The organism is Bacillus capparidis, from assembly GCF_017832095.1.
Classification (GTDB): domain Bacteria; phylum Bacillota; class Bacilli; order Bacillales; family Bacillaceae; genus Bacillus; species Bacillus gobiensis.
On record NZ_JAFDST010000009.1, the window covers coordinates 64619 to 79422 of the forward strand.

Consider the following 14804-nt stretch of genomic DNA (forward strand, 5'->3'; position numbering starts at 1 on the left):
CTGTATCTAAAGTTTTCCCTTTTGTTTGATTAATGTTGTTAGTCTTCCAGTTTTCTATTTCTTATCCTTACCCGCTGATTTTCCCTTTTTAGCAGTAATCACTTGCTCTTCATCCGTTGAGACCTGCGCCGTTTTCACATATAACATATCTGTTTTAGCATCGTAGTACCAAACGTCGTTCCCTGTTTTAACCGCTTCTTTGGAAGCAGCTAGCTTTAGTTTTTTCTTGTTTCGTTTAACGGAGTCTACTCCTTTGTTCCCGGCGTTGGCTTTTATTTCGGCGGTCCATGTTCTTTTTTGAATACGGCCGTCAAAGCTTCCTTTCATCCCTGCAATTTGAAGTGAAGTAGTATCATCAGTAGATGCTGCGGTAATCTTTGTATCAGCCGATTGTCCGTTTTCATATTTATAGGTTTGGCCGTCGTCTTCATATAAGGTAAAGCTGGAAGCTGTACCATTTTGTTTTGGGTAGGCTTTCAGCGTTATTTCTGTTGAAGGTTTTTCGTTTGTATAATTTTGGACCTCACGCTGCGGAATTATCGCCCCTTCCTTCACAAATACAGGAATTGTAGACAAATCAGCCTCGTACTCAATGGTTTGTCCTCCAGCAAACGTTTTTTGGGTGCTCCAGTCATACCATGTACCTTTTGGAAGATAAATACTTCTCTTCGATATTCCTTCCAATGAAATCGGTGCCACTAGCATATTTGGACCAAACATCCATTGATCTTCTATTTCATATACGTTTGGATCCGTTGTGTAATCCATGACAAGTGGCCTCATTAAAGATCCATTTCCTTCAGTTATTTGCTTAGCTGCTGAATAAATGTAAGGCAGCAGTTTGTAACGCTGGTTGATAGCTTGTTTTACGATGCCTTCTGCTTCAGAACCATACGCCCATGGCTCTCTTGTATTTGTTGGATCACCACATTCGCAATTATGCGCACGGAAGATTGGCATAAATGAACCCGCTTGCATCCAACGTGTATAAAGTTCTGCAGTCGGTTTGCCGTAAAATCCACCAATATCCGTTGTGAAATAAGGCATCCCTGACATAGAAGAGCTTAATCCCAATTGCATATTGTGCCTTAATGATTCCCAGCTTGCATCTACATCTCCGCTCCATACAGTCGTTCCGTATTCTTGAATTCCAGAAAATCCGGAACGAGACAAGCTCCATAAACGGTTATCACTGTAGCTTCTATGACCTTGATAGAACGACTTCGCTTCGTTTAGAGCATACACATTTCTTATTTCTGCAGCGCTTCCTTTTGTGAATTTGTGCCTTAACGAGTCCGTTCCAATCTCTGGTTCATTCAAATCAATCCAATATCCTTTCACACCGGAATCATGAAGGGCTTTAACCTGTGAATTGAACCAATCAACTGCATTTGGATTGGTGAAGTCTACTAAACCTGCTTTCCCATACCATGCATCATAAATCACTGTATTTCCTGAAGCATCCTTAACAAAATATCCATTCTTATCGCCTTCGTTAAAGTTGCTCGCTGTTACTTGAATGTACGGATCGACAATCGGTACCGTTTTGATTCCTTTCTTCGCTAACGCTTCCATGCTTTCTTTTGGATTAGCAAACGCTTCAGACCAAGTCATGTCAAAGTAGTGATTATCTTTGGCCCAATAAACATCGAGAATCATGCCATCTAAAGGAATTTGTTTTTGCCGGAATGTGTCAACAATCTTATTGACTTCTTGCCAGCTCTTATATCCATACTTTGATTGGATATAACCCATCGCCCATTGTGGCGGCAATGGAGCGGTACCCGTTAGATCCGCATAACTTTTCATGATATCAGTTAAAGTATTTTCCTTTTCACCCGCCATAAAGTAGTAAATCATTTCGCCGTTTGGTGAACTGAAAGAATACTTCCCGCTGTCAGTCGCACCCATATCGAACGTGACATTTTCGTAGGTGTTATCAAAATAAAGACCATAACCCTTCGTACTTGTTAAGAACGTACCAGAAATATCTGAAGTATTTCCGCCATATCCGCCCTTCATTCCGTTGTTCATCACGACCTTATGGCCTCTGCGGTCAAAGGATTGAGAGTCGCGATCCATACCCAGTCCAAAGAAATGCTCTTTTGGATCAAGATTCATGGCAGAATAAACGCCGGTATCTCCGTCATAACCTAAACCGTTTCCGTCGCTATGCTCCGTTAACATTTTCGTATTTGCTGCATTATAGTATCCTAGCTTAAATGGAGACTTATTAGCACGGAGACTCAATTTATCAGTTTGAATCAAGATGTAATCACCTTTATCAGCAACCTTTGGTACTACATCTGCTGCCTCCCCGTCGACAACAAAAGAATCTTTTTTCTTAAATGTTCCAGTCGGTTCCATCCATACTTTAGCCGTATCTTCTTGAACGAACTCGACTTTTATCTTTTCCTGGTTCTTAGAGTTCAAGACAATCGATTTCCCATCCTCAGAAACAGAATACGGTGCATACTCATCTAAACTTTCTATAAAAGAAACATTTTGATGCTCGGTTGGATCCTTCTGAATCATTTTGACATCATCGAGATCAAGAACACTTCCTGCCTGGCCATCTGCGATAACGCCAACCTTTACGACTTCACCGGCCATTAGCTGGATATTCGGGACTTTTACTTCTTTCCAATCACTGCTTGCTGGAATCGGAACTTCTTTTGTCCCTCCAGAATAAGTGACATAAAGCGATGCATTTTCAAAGTTTCCGGATTTCCGGGTATTAATTGATAATTGATAGTTTCCATCAACAGGGGCATTGCCAAATTGCCATATATCTGATGAGTAAGCTTCCTTACCAGCAATTCGTGCAAATGTCTTTTCGTCTGCTGATTGGGTGGACTGGTTGACCATATTGGTACGGCTCCAACCAGTGAATCCTTGCTCAAACCCTTTGTTATACAGTTGGACCTCTGCATCCTGCGGACCCTCAGAGTCTGCTGGTTGAAGCTTCACATTATCAAGCTGCAGGGAAGTATCTGCTTTAGGTGCTTCCATATAAAATTCTAGAGTCAATTCACCTTCCGTGACGTTAATCGTGTCCGTGCTAAAATTTTTATACTCGAACTCATCAGCGTTCCACTTCTGCTTTACAGGACCATCTGGATCCTTTAGATTTGGTTCAATCGTTACTTCAACATTCTCTTTACCAGGCTGAGATACAATCATTTTAGCAACCCCGCCTGAAAATGACGGATCCAAATGAGGCATTAATTTGGCCATCGCCGAAACCTTATACTCGCCATCCTTTAATCCAACAATCGTTTGTTTGGAAGAAACTTTTCCGCCTTCATTCGGAGAATACAAGTATTGCTTATATCCTTCATAAGCATCGTTTTTGTCGACACCATGCCAAACGGTTGTGCCAAAGGTATTGACTTTCCAACCAGTTTCATTGCCCATTTCAAAATCACCGTTAACGAGCTGGCCTGTACCGGTCCCGAATTGAATGGAGTCAATGAAAGTCGAACCTGTATCTTCACCTGTAAATTCTAGGGTGATTAAATTTACCCCCTTGTTCAGCTGTACAGATTTTTCGACAGTTCCCCATTTATCACCGGTACTCGGGAACGACACTTTCGTCGCTGCATCAATAACATTCATCTTCTTATCCTCTACAGAAAGAGATAAAGTACTAGCTTCTGTATTTTCATTTCCGTACTTTATTCCAAGCGGGAATTTCCCGGCTTCAGGCATATCAACGGCAATCGTTACTTTTGAACCTTTTTTGTCCAACCCTTTGAGATAGCCAAACCCATCGTATCCCATTTGTTCGTTATCAAAGATGGCTCCTCCTTGATATGAAGCAACTTCAGTTTGATATACTTTCTTATTGTTTTTCGGAATGAGCTTCAATACAGTCGAATCATGCGGATCGAGCATTTCAGAATACATCGTGCGGTAGCCGAGATCTTTATGCTCCCATAGGTTCCGGGTAAACGCTTCCTCCTTGATTCCAAGGTCTTTTTTGAAATCCATTGACAGCCCTTTGCTTGTATCACTGCGATTGGAGAGAGAAACGACCCAAGATCCATCTGGTAATTGGCCGGCCCATCGTTCACTGTCGCGACTTACATTGTTCTTATAATGTTTATTTGAATAAAAGATTGGTTTTCCTACAAAACCAAGTTTGTTCAATTCAATTAATTCAGGGTTTTGATAATATTTATAATTATCTCCAATGGTGTCATATTGATCAGCAATGGTAATGGGGGAGCCTGCCATGGTAAATAAAGAAATTGCTGTTTTCTTTTCGTCCTCGGCATAACGGCCTTTAAACGAATTTAATTTTAAGAAGTCACCGTCATTAACCATTGATCCTCGTCCTGAAATATCCGCAAATCCAGTAAAACCTTGGAACGGATTGGCCCATTGTGACCAGCTATTTGTCCACTCTTGCCTCCGTCCGCTGATATGCTCCCAACCGCCGCTGAAAGCATCCTCATCAATTCGAATCATATCTCCGTACTGTTGTTCATATTCAGAGTGGTTATTTAAGTCAGGCATAACCAAGCTAAGGAATATATCATTCTTTTCAGTGGATTCATTCATCCATTGTAGTGCTTTGCGATACTGTTCTCTTGTATGGCCTTTCCCGATTTGTCCCAACCCTTTATCGTAACCGCTTTCATACCAAGATAAAAAGTCTACACGTAAATACGAGGCTCCCTGCTCAGCAAAAAAATCCACATATCCTTTTAAAAATTTTTCGGCATCAGGATGGTCAACATTTAACCAATAAAGAGCTCTTTCTCCTCCTTGGCCGCCATCGAAGCGATCGCCTTGAAGTGTTTTTCCGTTGCCGAGGTCTTGCGGTTCTGTAATCACGAGATCAGCGACTGGTGTATCTGTACCTTTAACCTTGTATTTATCCGGATTTTTTACCACTTCCGGGCTGATCCAAAGCGGATTATAATAGATCCCAAATTTCATTCCTTTAGCTTTCACATATTCAGCCCAGTGCTTCCATGTATGTCCATCTGGATAACGTTCGTGCGGATAACTCTTCCAGTTGTCGTATACAATGGAAACATCGTCGATATCGATTCCAGCTTCACGTACTTGTTTTTCCGTAGGATCGACAATAAATTCAATTTTTAATTGGCCTGAAGTCACTTTAACAGTCTCTGCATATGATGCCCAGTTTTCTGATGTGACTGGCTTTTTTACAGTAGCTTCAGGGTTAGCCTTGTCGTATCCAGAAAGCTTCATTTCTAATGCTGCGCCTTTGTCGGCAACACCATTTTTTCCTTTCGCCTTGGAACTGATACGGTAGTTACCATCTGGTAAATCCTTTACCGTTTGAGAAATGATTTGTTTATTCGGATTTCCGCTGTAGGTCCATAACGACTTATCTCCTTCAGGATCATCATTTCGGCCGTGGGCAAAGTCACCTTCATATGTCCATCCTTCTGTTTCAGACTGCTCAAAGCCGCCATTTACCACGACATTTTCATCAGGAATTGAAGGTTGATCCTGATCTACAGCTGCAAAGGTGATATCATCAAGCTGAAAAGAAGCGTTTCCTCGTTTGGAATCAATGACAAATTCAACCGTCATATCTTCTCCAACCGATGCCACGTCGATTGTATAGTTTTTATAACTAGAGCTTAGCTCGATTGGTACCTTCTTTACTACTTTCCCATCCTGACTGATCTTCATTTCAACAAAACTTCCTATTGTCTCATCGGTAAATTGGTTTGAGCCGGAAAAATCACCTAAAGTTGCCCAAGCAGAAAGACGATAGGTTTTATTCTTCTCCAGCCCGGTCACAGTTTGACTCGCGGAACCATTAAAAGGTTCGTTTTTATAAAAATAAAACTTAAAGTTATTACGGGCACCAGATTTATCGACTCCAGAATCGGCGTTTCCTTTGATATTCCAACCTTCAGTAGTCGCGTATTCAAAGTCACCGTTAAATAATGTCCCTGGCTTAAGATATGGTTTATCGCGGCCATCCATATAAATCGGGTCACTCATCCATCGATCATTATGCGATACTACATAACCGTTTTCGTTTAATAACGTTGACCCTTCGATCCATCCATCAGTACTAATCATGTCGTAACCGTAAGAACGGAAATTTTTTGCCATCCAATCAACGTTATCTTTTAAACGATGTTCCGGCATGAATACATCTTTTCCAAATTGATGTTCATATGTAATCCAGTACATCGGCCCTGAACCTTGTCTAGTAAACTCACTATCTCTTGCAAACGCAGAACGAACTGTAAACGCAGAAAAAACCAATGAAATAATAAGCAATAGTTTCATGACTTTCTGAAAATAACTGTGTCTCCGCATGTTTTTCCTCCCCATTTTTTTGGTCCATAGAACATGGTGTAAGCGTTATCAAAATTGGTTGGAACAGTTACTTTATTCAGTGAATGAAGTAACTGCACAATATGAAACTTTATTATTTGTAAATTGGGACTTTAAATAGATTACTAACAACTAAGGCACACGCACCAATTAACCATACATCATCGCCTAGCTGCGAGGTGTGAAACTGAAGTTTGCGAGGATGTTTTACGAAAAAGTGGACAGCCAGCTCTTTTTGAATACCTTTTAGTAGAAAATCGCCTCCTCTCATTCCTTCCCCGCCTAAAATGACGGCTTCTGGATTAAATAGATGTATCATGCTCTTTATGCCTATTGCTAAGTTTTCTCCTTGCTTCTCCAACAATTCCTGTACATATGGGTCTCCTTTGTGCGCTGCCAAGAAGATATTCTCTGGTGTAATGGGAGTATCCGACGCTAATAATGTAGGAGTGCCAACCTGGACCATTCGTTTCACTTCATTTACAAGAAAAGCATCAGAAGCATATAGTTCTAAACAACCTCGCTGCCCGCAATAACAGATGCGGTCTCCCTTTTGAATCGTGATATGGCCTAACTCTCCGGCTCCGCCAAAGGCTCCGCGGAACAACATGTTATCAATGACAATTCCTGCTCCTACACCGGCACCTACTGTTATGCCAATGAAGTTTCTGTATTCTCTTCCTATGCCTATCCACTTTTCAGCAAGTGCGAATACATTTGCATCATTATCAATAATCAAAGGGACATTAAAGTGAGTGCCAATAGGCTTCAAATCCCCATGATCTACCTTTAATATGGGCGAATAGACAACTTCATTGCTTTCCCGGTCTGTTAACCCCGGTGTGGCAATGCCAACTCCCGCTAATTTGGAAGCGCATACATTATGCTCAATAAAATGCTCTAATTTTTCAATAATTAACGTTGATAATTGGTTCGATTCCTTGAGAGTATAAGAAAAATGAGCTTTATGTAAGATCTTGCCCTCCAAGTTAGATAGGCACATCTTCACTTGATTTGGCTCTATTTTCAAACCGGCAATAATTCCAAAATCTCCATTGAATTTTAACAATACAGGCTTCCTGCCTCCATTTGAATCTCCAGTTCCAATCTCGGAGACAAGGCCCGCCTTAATAAGTTCATCGATAATATTTGTAACTGTTGATAAACCCAGTCCGGTTTCCTTCGCTATTTCGGTGCGTGAAAGATTTCCTTGGAGGCGGACCATATTAATCACGATGGAGCGGTTCAGTTCTTTAATAAGATCCTTACTTCCGTTTCTGAGCAAGTTCATTCCCTACACTCTTCTTTCCTGCCATTTTTTCTTCATAAATTTAACATGATTGAATGAGTGATACAAGATAAATTTCAGAGAATTCAAAATACAGATCCTTTATCCCATGTTCAACGAATAAGCAGATGAAAATTTTTGTTTAAAAGGCTTTTGTCTTTTCCCTTTTTATGTACAGCATCGGTGCTGCAATAAAATAAAATGGGGCCGACAATCTGGTAGAAGATCGAGTCTGATTTATCACTATTATTCAGATATATCGGACCTAGCTTATGCATTTTCTGTTCAAAAGAGTTGCTGAAACCGGTTCAGTGCCAATTTCTCGAGCCCAAACGGATAGCTGTCCCACATGATGAATTTCGTGGGCGATTACATGCCTTAAAATAACTCCTTTTGCGAAGGTTTGATTCCACCAAGGTATGTACAAGTGGGCATCCGGATCCTTTAGAATATGCAGCACCGCTTCCCGCATTTCATCACGGTACATTTTAGAAAACTCAACGACCTTTTCAAGCTCCTGATAATCGTTATATTCTGGTTGGAAATCCTCTTTTTCTAAAATGGCATAAATCCAGCTTATTTCGACGTCGATAATATGGAACATTGTCTTTAAAATGCTTCCCACTCCGCCTGTTCTTTTTTTCATCAATTCTTCGGGTGAAAGCTTCTTGCACCATTCCAGCCACTCGTCTCGAACTTCCCAGTTGTATTCAAATAAAATTTTCATGAAAAAATCCCTCCTGTTTCTATATTTTTCGCTTTGTTCCTCCCATTTCCTCTTATTTAGCAAGCATGAATTGCTAATGGCGAGATCAAAATAAATGCTAAAGAAGGAGGCGATTCCAATGGAGGGCGTTTTGTCCTTTGCAGATAAAAAAAGAAAGAAGGACCGGCAATACGAGCAAAGTATGCTGCGCGAGCTTTCTCTTGAGAAAATTATCTCGTCTGTAGATCTCTGCTTTAGATCGATCTTTCATTTAGTGGAGGATTCCACATACATCAAAGATGGCTGCGTTGATTTTGCCATCGAAGCATTTTTGCTGGGTGCAAGCTTCGGTAAATTTGGCTACTATGGAGAGTCTGCACAAATGGCTGTGGTTCGTTCTGAGAAAGAGGAAAGAGAATTGCAGCATGACTTTTATGAATACATCTATCATTGGTCTGATGCTTTTCGCGTCTATCTAAATGAAGAATCCCTTTACATTGAGTGTGAGCAATTTATTAGGAGCTGGTGGATCGAAGGTTTTTCTGCCGGGAAAAAACGTCTGAAGCTTCGATTGCGCTAATCATATTTCCTTCCCTTGTCCCATAAGATGAAAGTAATGGACAGGCGGGGAGGGGTAGTATGAAAAAGAGGCTGAAATGGTTTGTTTTTTTAATCGGTTTTGTCGCGCTATTGTTTATATTTCAATATCAATTTACGAATGACTCGTCGTGGAAGCCGTGGAATCTACCGCTTTCAGGGAAAATCATATACTTGGATCCCGGGCATGGCGGACCTGACGGTGGTGCAAGCGGCAGTGATTTGCAAGAGAAGGACATCGCGCTTAATGTCAGTTTGAAGATTAAGGATTACCTTCAAGAGCAAGGGGCGTTAGTCTTGATGACGAGAGAGGACGACCGTGATCTTGCGCCTGCGGAGATGAAAGGCTATAGCAAACGAAAGGCAGAGGATTTAAGAAGCCGGGTAAAGATGATTAATGAATCGGAGGCGGACATGTACCTAAGTATCCATTTGAACGCAATTCCCTCTGCAAAATGGAGCGGTGCCCAAAGCTTCTATTATGGAAAGTATGAAGAGAATGAAAAGCTAGCCAAGTTTGTCCAGGATGAGCTGAGAAGAAATTTGGAAAATACAGATCGTAAAGCAAAGAGGATTCACGGCATTTACTTGATGCAAAATGTGAAAAAACCCGGGGCGCTTGTTGAAATTGGTTTTTTATCAAATCCGGGAGAAGCAAAGCAGCTTTCTCAGCCAAATTATCAAGACCAAATAGCGGCATCCATTTACGAAGGAATTCTTCGTTACTTAACGGAAAAAGGAGACCCTCCCGAATAAGGAGGGCTTTTTTACATAAAAAGCGCACCTCAAGCATTTAAATTGTCACAAACGATTTGCCAATTTATAGTAAGGTTAGATTCTTTTTAAACAAAGGGGAGATATTTTATGACTCATTATAAAAAGTTATTTGAACCTGCTAAAATAGGTGCTTTTGAATTAAAAACCAGAACAGCGATGGCTCCGATGACCCGCACTTTTGCTGATAATGAAACTGGCGTTATTGGAGATGATGTCGTGGAATATTACCGGAGGCGGGCTGCTGATGGAATTGGTTTAATTATCACCGAGGGAGTAGTCATCAGTAATCGTGCAAAGGGAACTCTGGGATTACCGGGTATCTATACAAATGAACAAATCCAAGCATGGAAGAAAGTTACGGAAGCCGTTCATAAGGAAGGCGGATCGATTGCAGCGCAAATCTGGCATGTCGGGCGGTTGTCTCATCCAGAATTGATTGGAGGAGAGTTGCCAGAAGCTCCATCTGCGATTGCTGCTGAAGGAACGGTTCCGCGTTTCCGAGAACCTTTCGCACAGCCCGAGGAAATGACGAAGGAAGACATCAAACGGGTGGTAGAGCAGTATGCACAGGCAGCTCGAAATGCTGTTGAGGCAGGTTTTGACGGAGTAGAAATTCACGGCGCCCACGGCTACTTAATTGACCAATTCAACAGTGACATTTCCAATAAACGAACGGATGAATACGGGGGAGACCTCACCCAGAGGTTAACCTTTATGAAAGAGGTTATTCGAGCGGTTATCGATGCAATAGGAGCTGACCGTACAATTATCCGTTTTTCAGCGCATAAAGTAGATGCACCCAATTACAGATGGGAAGACGCAGATGAAACGATTAAAATTTTTACTGATGCATTCAAGGAGGTAGGCATTCGAATTCTTCATCCTTCCGCTCAAGACGCTGATGAGCATTTTGCCGAAAATCAGACGTTATATGATTTAACCCGAAAATATTGGGATGGCCCGATTATTGGAGTTGGCCTGTTAACGCCGGAAAAGGCAGAGGCTTATCTTGAAAAAGGAATCATCGATGTTGCCGCATTCGGCCGCCCGTTAATTTCAAATCCTGATTATCTTCATAAATTGAAAAATGGGGAGCGGCTTGAAAATTTTGATCCGAAAAGGCATTTAATGAGTCTTGTTTAATCTGACTTAAAAATCCCTTCTGAAATTGGAAGGGATTTTTAAATAGAATGGGATGGTATTCAACGATATGATATAATTATATGTAAACGAATTCACTATTAGGGGAGGGGTTCGAATGTTACGAGAAGATGATGTTAAAAAGCTAGTAGGGGAATTATCCGAGCCTTTTCTACATAAGCCGCTTAATGAGCTGGACGCTATTAAAGAAATCAAAATCAAGCCGGAGAAAAATCATGTCAGTGTTAAGGTTGCTTTAGCAAAGACGGGAACAGCGGAGCAGATGCAGCTTCAGCAAAGTATTGTAAATACATTAAAAGAAGCTGGAGTGAATACAGTCGGTATCCGTTTTGAAGAGCTGCCTGAAGAGATTATCTCTAAGTATATAGAGGGAACAACTGAAAGCAAGACTCTTTTGTCATCAGATAAACAGCCGGTATATTTAGCGGTAGCAAGCGGCAAAGGAGGGGTAGGCAAGTCAACGGTATCCGTCAATTTGGCAATCGCCCTTGCCCGGATGGGAAAAAAGATAGGCTTGGTGGATGCCGATATTTACGGATTTAGTGTCCCTGATATGATGGGAATTACCGTTAGGCCGACCATAGAAGGGGATCGAATTATTCCAGTCGAACGATTTGGGGTAAAAGTTATGTCTATGGGTTTTTTCGTTGAAGAAAACGCACCGGTTGTTTGGAGAGGGCCGATGCTTGGCAAAATGCTGAACAATTTTTTCAATGAGGTGGACTGGGGAGAGCTCGATTATCTCATTCTGGATCTTCCGCCGGGAACGGGAGACGTCGCTCTAGATGTTCACACGATGCTTCCATCAAGCAAAGAAATTATTGTGTCTACTCCGCACCCGACAGCGGCATTTGTAGCGGCACGTGCAGGCGCCATGGCTATCAAAACAGAGCATGAGGTGTTAGGCGTAATAGAGAATATGGCCTATTACGAAAGCGTAAAAACCGGAGAAAAAGAATACGTATTTGGAAAAGGAGGCGGAGAAAAACTGGCCGAAGAACTGAGCGTTCCTTTGCTTGGAAAGATTCCGTTACGTCAGCCGGACTGGGATGAAGAGCATTTTGCTCCATCTGTTTATGACCGCAGCCACCCAATTGGAGAAATCTATATGGATATCGCTAAAAAAGTGGATGAAAAGGTGGTTTAATAGGAGAGTTTGCGGGATAAATTAGTAAACCTGCAATTAGTAGGGGTGTCGATACATATCATTCATACATTACTCCCCCGCTGATTGTTAGGTGTACGGACATTTGTTCTGACTTCTCAGGATGACCTAAAGCCCTTTAAGTAGGGGTACTGCCCGTTAATGAGGGATAAATCCGCCCGATTTACGAGCGGATTGCTGTTTGTCCAGCAAAGAGGTTATGAAGGAGGGAGCTTTATTGGCCTTGTCCGCCGCCTTGCTGATTGCCTCCGCCTCCGCCCTCACCGCCCCCGCCGCCGGAACCAGATTGAGCTGCTTTTTTTAATTCTTCATTGAATTTCTTTTTAAACAAAGGGCTGGATAGTGTTTCAGTTATGACCTGCTCTAGATGAGTCCGGAATTGCTGGCTTTGGACAAGGTCAGCGTAAGTTTTCTCCATTTCGGGGTCTTTGAGCACTTGAATCAGCGTTTTTTGGTAATCGGGATCCTTCATCAATTGCTTAATGACCGTTTCGTGTTCTTTTTGCAATGTTTTGGCGAAGCTTTCAGCAAACTTTTCATCTTCAAAAATTTTCTGCCAAAAGGCTTTGCCTTTATCTGAAGTTAAAGTTTTTTCCACTGTTTCTTTCACTGTTTGCTGATCCATTACAAGAGTTTCATTCATTTGTTCATCATTCAGCAACTCTTGGATCGCTTTTTTTCCATCGTCTGTTTTCAAAATGTCCACAATCATCTTTTTTGTCTGCTCATAATCCATTTCAGATGCTTGGTTCCTAGGAGCACAAGCTGTGGCTGTTATTATAAGAAAACAGCTTATCGATAGAAGACAAACCCTTATTGCCATCTTTAAGCTCCTTTCAAAAACTGTTCTTACACATAATATGAGGGTTATTCCGTTAAATTATTCATACGATAAACTGCTAAGACAGCAGTTCTTTTAGGGGTTGGGATTACATATGAAAAGCCGGGGAATTGTAAAATTATTCTTTTCTACGCTTGGGATTGGAGCGATAATCACCATTATTATTGGTTTCGCTTTGCAATGGGAAAGATATCAGGAGTTGTTTGTTTCGTTTGATGTGCTGGAGATTCTGTCTGTAGCCTTCTGGTTTACGGGTGTAGGCTTTATCTTTAGCGTAATTAGTCAGATGGGGTTTGTCGTTTATTTAACGATTCATCGCTTTGCTTTAGAAATATTGAAATCATTTTCTCTCTGGAATTCGATTCAAGTCGTTCTTATTCTTTTTGTTCTATTTGATTTGGTCTATCTGAGGTACATCGCTTTTGGAAACGGAGAATCGGTCGTTCCTTTTTTGTGGCTCCCATTGTTTATATTGTTGTTCGGGGCTGCTATAGCATACACCAAACACCAGCAATCATCGAAGAATACGTTCGTTTCCGCGCTCTTTTTAATGGTTGTCATCTCGGTAATAGAGTGGTTCCCTGCGTTAAGGGTAAACGAGGAGAGCTGGCTGTACTTAATGCTTTTTCCGTTATTAGGATGCAATGCTTACCAGCTCCTTGTATTGCCAAGGTTTATTGAAAAAAAGAAAGGGAAAAGCACCGCTGCAATGTAGCTTTGTCGGTGCTTTTTTAGTAAGATGCTCATATCAATAAGAAACTCACAAAGCCGCTTCAGACTTTGCGCTTGAAGCAAGAAAAGAGGGGCGGGTAAGCAAGCTTTCATATGACGTGATCTAATTGACTTCCGAAGAATTCGCGTCGGTGTTCGCGATCAGATCACTGACAGGAACATTTTTTAATCCTTCGTTTTGAAGGTGGCTCAATATATTTGGCAAGGCATCTTTTGTTTGTTTAGCGGAATCTGATGCGTGAAGCAAAACAATGTCGCCGCTCCCGATTGATTCATTCACGTTTTGGACGATTTTTTCGACGCCGGGATTCGTCCAATCGTTAGAATTAATGCTATAGTGAACGACTGTTAATCCATATTGCTGTGCTATTTTTAAAACATTCTCATTAAATTGACCGGTTGGCGGCCTTAAAAGAGTGATATCATCAAGTCCAAGCTTTTGGAATGAGTTTTGCGCCCGAACGAGATCCTTTTTTATCTCCTTGTCCTCCATTGAAGAATAATTTTGATAGGAATATCCCAGGCTTCCTATTTGATGTCCATCTTCTTTTATCCGTTTAACAATTTCAGGGTGGCGTTCTGCCCAAGATGCAGATAAAAAGAATGTTGCATTTTTTAAATTGTTTGCTTTTAAAGCATCCAAAATCGGGAGCGCTTTTTCGTCTCCCCATCCTATATTAAATGTAAGTGCCACTTCATTAGATTTTGTTTCTCCGCGGTAAACGGCCTTAGGTCCGTTTTCTGTTGAGAATACCGGAATCGGCACGAGATTTTGAATATAAAAAAAGCAGGCTGTTGCAAAAGCGGCTATTATAATAATAAGTATTTGCTTGATTCGTTTCATCCGCCATACATAGAAGCCGGTCACAGAGAGATTCCCCCTTGTCCTAGATGTTTAGTTCATCATATGAGAAGCGAGAATAGATCATAACAAGAAATTCTAAATTTATTTTAAAATAATGATTGACGATATGATTTAGCCATGTTATATTATTATTCGTCGCTGATAAACGAGCGAAAAATTTCGATTCCAAGCAAAAAAAATGGTTGACATTAAAGGATGAGAAATGATATATTATTAAAGCCGCTGAGAGCGGAAATGATCTTTGAAAACTAAACAAGACAAACGTACCTGTTAATTCTAAATGTTTTAAAAAAATCGCATAGGCGACTATGCGTAGTCAGTCAAACTTTTATTGGA

At 41.2% G+C, this 14804-nt stretch carries 10 protein-coding genes; 5 read left to right on the top strand and 5 right to left on the bottom strand.

The genetic code is table 11. The features are described from left to right. Window positions 1-54: 54 nt before the first annotated feature. From JOC74_RS22580 to JOC74_RS22590, 3 genes are all read right to left on the bottom strand, one after another. Window positions 55-6318: a TIM-barrel domain-containing protein gene (locus JOC74_RS22580; RefSeq protein WP_053605214.1), complete on the bottom strand. Its 6264-nt coding sequence runs from the start codon at window positions 6316-6318 to the stop codon at window positions 55-57. A gap of 112 nt (window positions 6319-6430) precedes the next feature. Continuing rightward, window positions 6431-7627, bottom strand: coding sequence for an ROK family transcriptional regulator (locus JOC74_RS22585; RefSeq protein WP_053605215.1), 1197 nt, complete (start codon window positions 7625-7627; stop codon window positions 6431-6433). Window positions 7628-7889: 262 nt separating this feature from the next. Then, entirely contained in the window at window positions 7890-8351 is a 462-nt protein-coding gene (locus tag JOC74_RS22590) for a DinB family protein (protein WP_053605216.1), read from the bottom strand. 118 nt (window positions 8352-8469) lie between these two features. Between JOC74_RS22590 and JOC74_RS22595 the strand changes: the two genes are divergently transcribed. From JOC74_RS22595 to salA, 4 genes are all read left to right on the top strand, one after another. Continuing rightward, window positions 8470-8910, top strand: coding sequence for a DUF2521 family protein (locus tag JOC74_RS22595; protein WP_053605217.1), 441 nt, complete (start codon window positions 8470-8472; stop codon window positions 8908-8910). Window positions 8911-8969: 59 nt separating this feature from the next. Then, complete coding sequence (gene cwlD, locus JOC74_RS22600) at window positions 8970-9683, top strand: N-acetylmuramoyl-L-alanine amidase CwlD (RefSeq protein WP_053605218.1); 714 nt, start codon at window positions 8970-8972, stop codon at window positions 9681-9683. Between the two features lie 108 nt (window positions 9684-9791). Next, window positions 9792-10847: an alkene reductase gene (locus tag JOC74_RS22605; RefSeq protein ID WP_053605219.1), complete on the top strand. Its 1056-nt coding sequence runs from the start codon at window positions 9792-9794 to the stop codon at window positions 10845-10847. Window positions 10848-10962: 115 nt separating this feature from the next. Continuing rightward, the gene (salA, locus tag JOC74_RS22610) at window positions 10963-12012 is read left to right on the top strand and encodes an iron-sulfur carrier protein/transcriptional regulator SalA (protein WP_053605220.1); all 1050 of its coding nucleotides are present in this window, start codon (window positions 10963-10965) and stop codon (window positions 12010-12012) included. Window positions 12013-12244: 232 nt separating this feature from the next. On the opposite strand, the gene gerD is transcribed toward salA, so the two are convergent. Then, window positions 12245-12853 carry a spore germination lipoprotein GerD gene (gene gerD / locus JOC74_RS22615; protein ID WP_053605221.1) on the bottom strand — a complete coding sequence of 203 codons (609 nt, stop codon included), beginning with the start codon at window positions 12851-12853 and terminating at the stop codon, window positions 12245-12247. A gap of 112 nt (window positions 12854-12965) precedes the next feature. On the opposite strand from gerD, the gene JOC74_RS22620 reads away from it, so the two are divergent. Further along, window positions 12966-13586 carry a KinB-signaling pathway activation protein gene (locus tag JOC74_RS22620; RefSeq protein WP_211086330.1) on the top strand — a complete coding sequence of 207 codons (621 nt, stop codon included), beginning with the start codon at window positions 12966-12968 and terminating at the stop codon, window positions 13584-13586. 120 nt (window positions 13587-13706) lie between these two features. Here the strand turns inward: JOC74_RS22620 and pdaB are convergent, their stop codons facing one another. Next, entirely contained in the window at window positions 13707-14471 is a 765-nt protein-coding gene (gene pdaB, locus JOC74_RS22625; RefSeq protein ID WP_098945259.1) for a polysaccharide deacetylase family sporulation protein PdaB, read from the bottom strand. Between the last annotated feature and the right edge of the window lie 333 nt (window positions 14472-14804).

Bases quoted from the DNA above. Each gene is read 5' to 3' on its own strand.
- JOC74_RS22580 (WP_053605214.1), bottom strand. From the start codon at position 6,318: ATGCGGAGACACAGTTATTTTCAGAAAGTCATGAAACTATTGCTTATT.
- JOC74_RS22585 (WP_053605215.1), bottom strand. From the start codon at position 7,627: ATGAACTTGCTCAGAAACGGAAGTAAGGATCTTATTAAAGAACTGAAC.
- JOC74_RS22590 (WP_053605216.1), bottom strand. From the start codon at position 8,351: ATGAAAATTTTATTTGAATACAACTGGGAAGTTCGAGACGAGTGGCTG.
- JOC74_RS22595 (WP_053605217.1), top strand. From the start codon at position 8,470: ATGGAGGGCGTTTTGTCCTTTGCAGATAAAAAAAGAAAGAAGGACCGG.
- cwlD (WP_053605218.1), top strand. From the start codon at position 8,970: ATGAAAAAGAGGCTGAAATGGTTTGTTTTTTTAATCGGTTTTGTCGCG.
- JOC74_RS22605 (WP_053605219.1), top strand. From the start codon at position 9,792: ATGACTCATTATAAAAAGTTATTTGAACCTGCTAAAATAGGTGCTTTT.
- salA (WP_053605220.1), top strand. From the start codon at position 10,963: ATGTTACGAGAAGATGATGTTAAAAAGCTAGTAGGGGAATTATCCGAG.
- gerD (WP_053605221.1), bottom strand. From the start codon at position 12,853: ATGGCAATAAGGGTTTGTCTTCTATCGATAAGCTGTTTTCTTATAATA.
- JOC74_RS22620 (WP_211086330.1), top strand. From the start codon at position 12,966: ATGAAAAGCCGGGGAATTGTAAAATTATTCTTTTCTACGCTTGGGATT.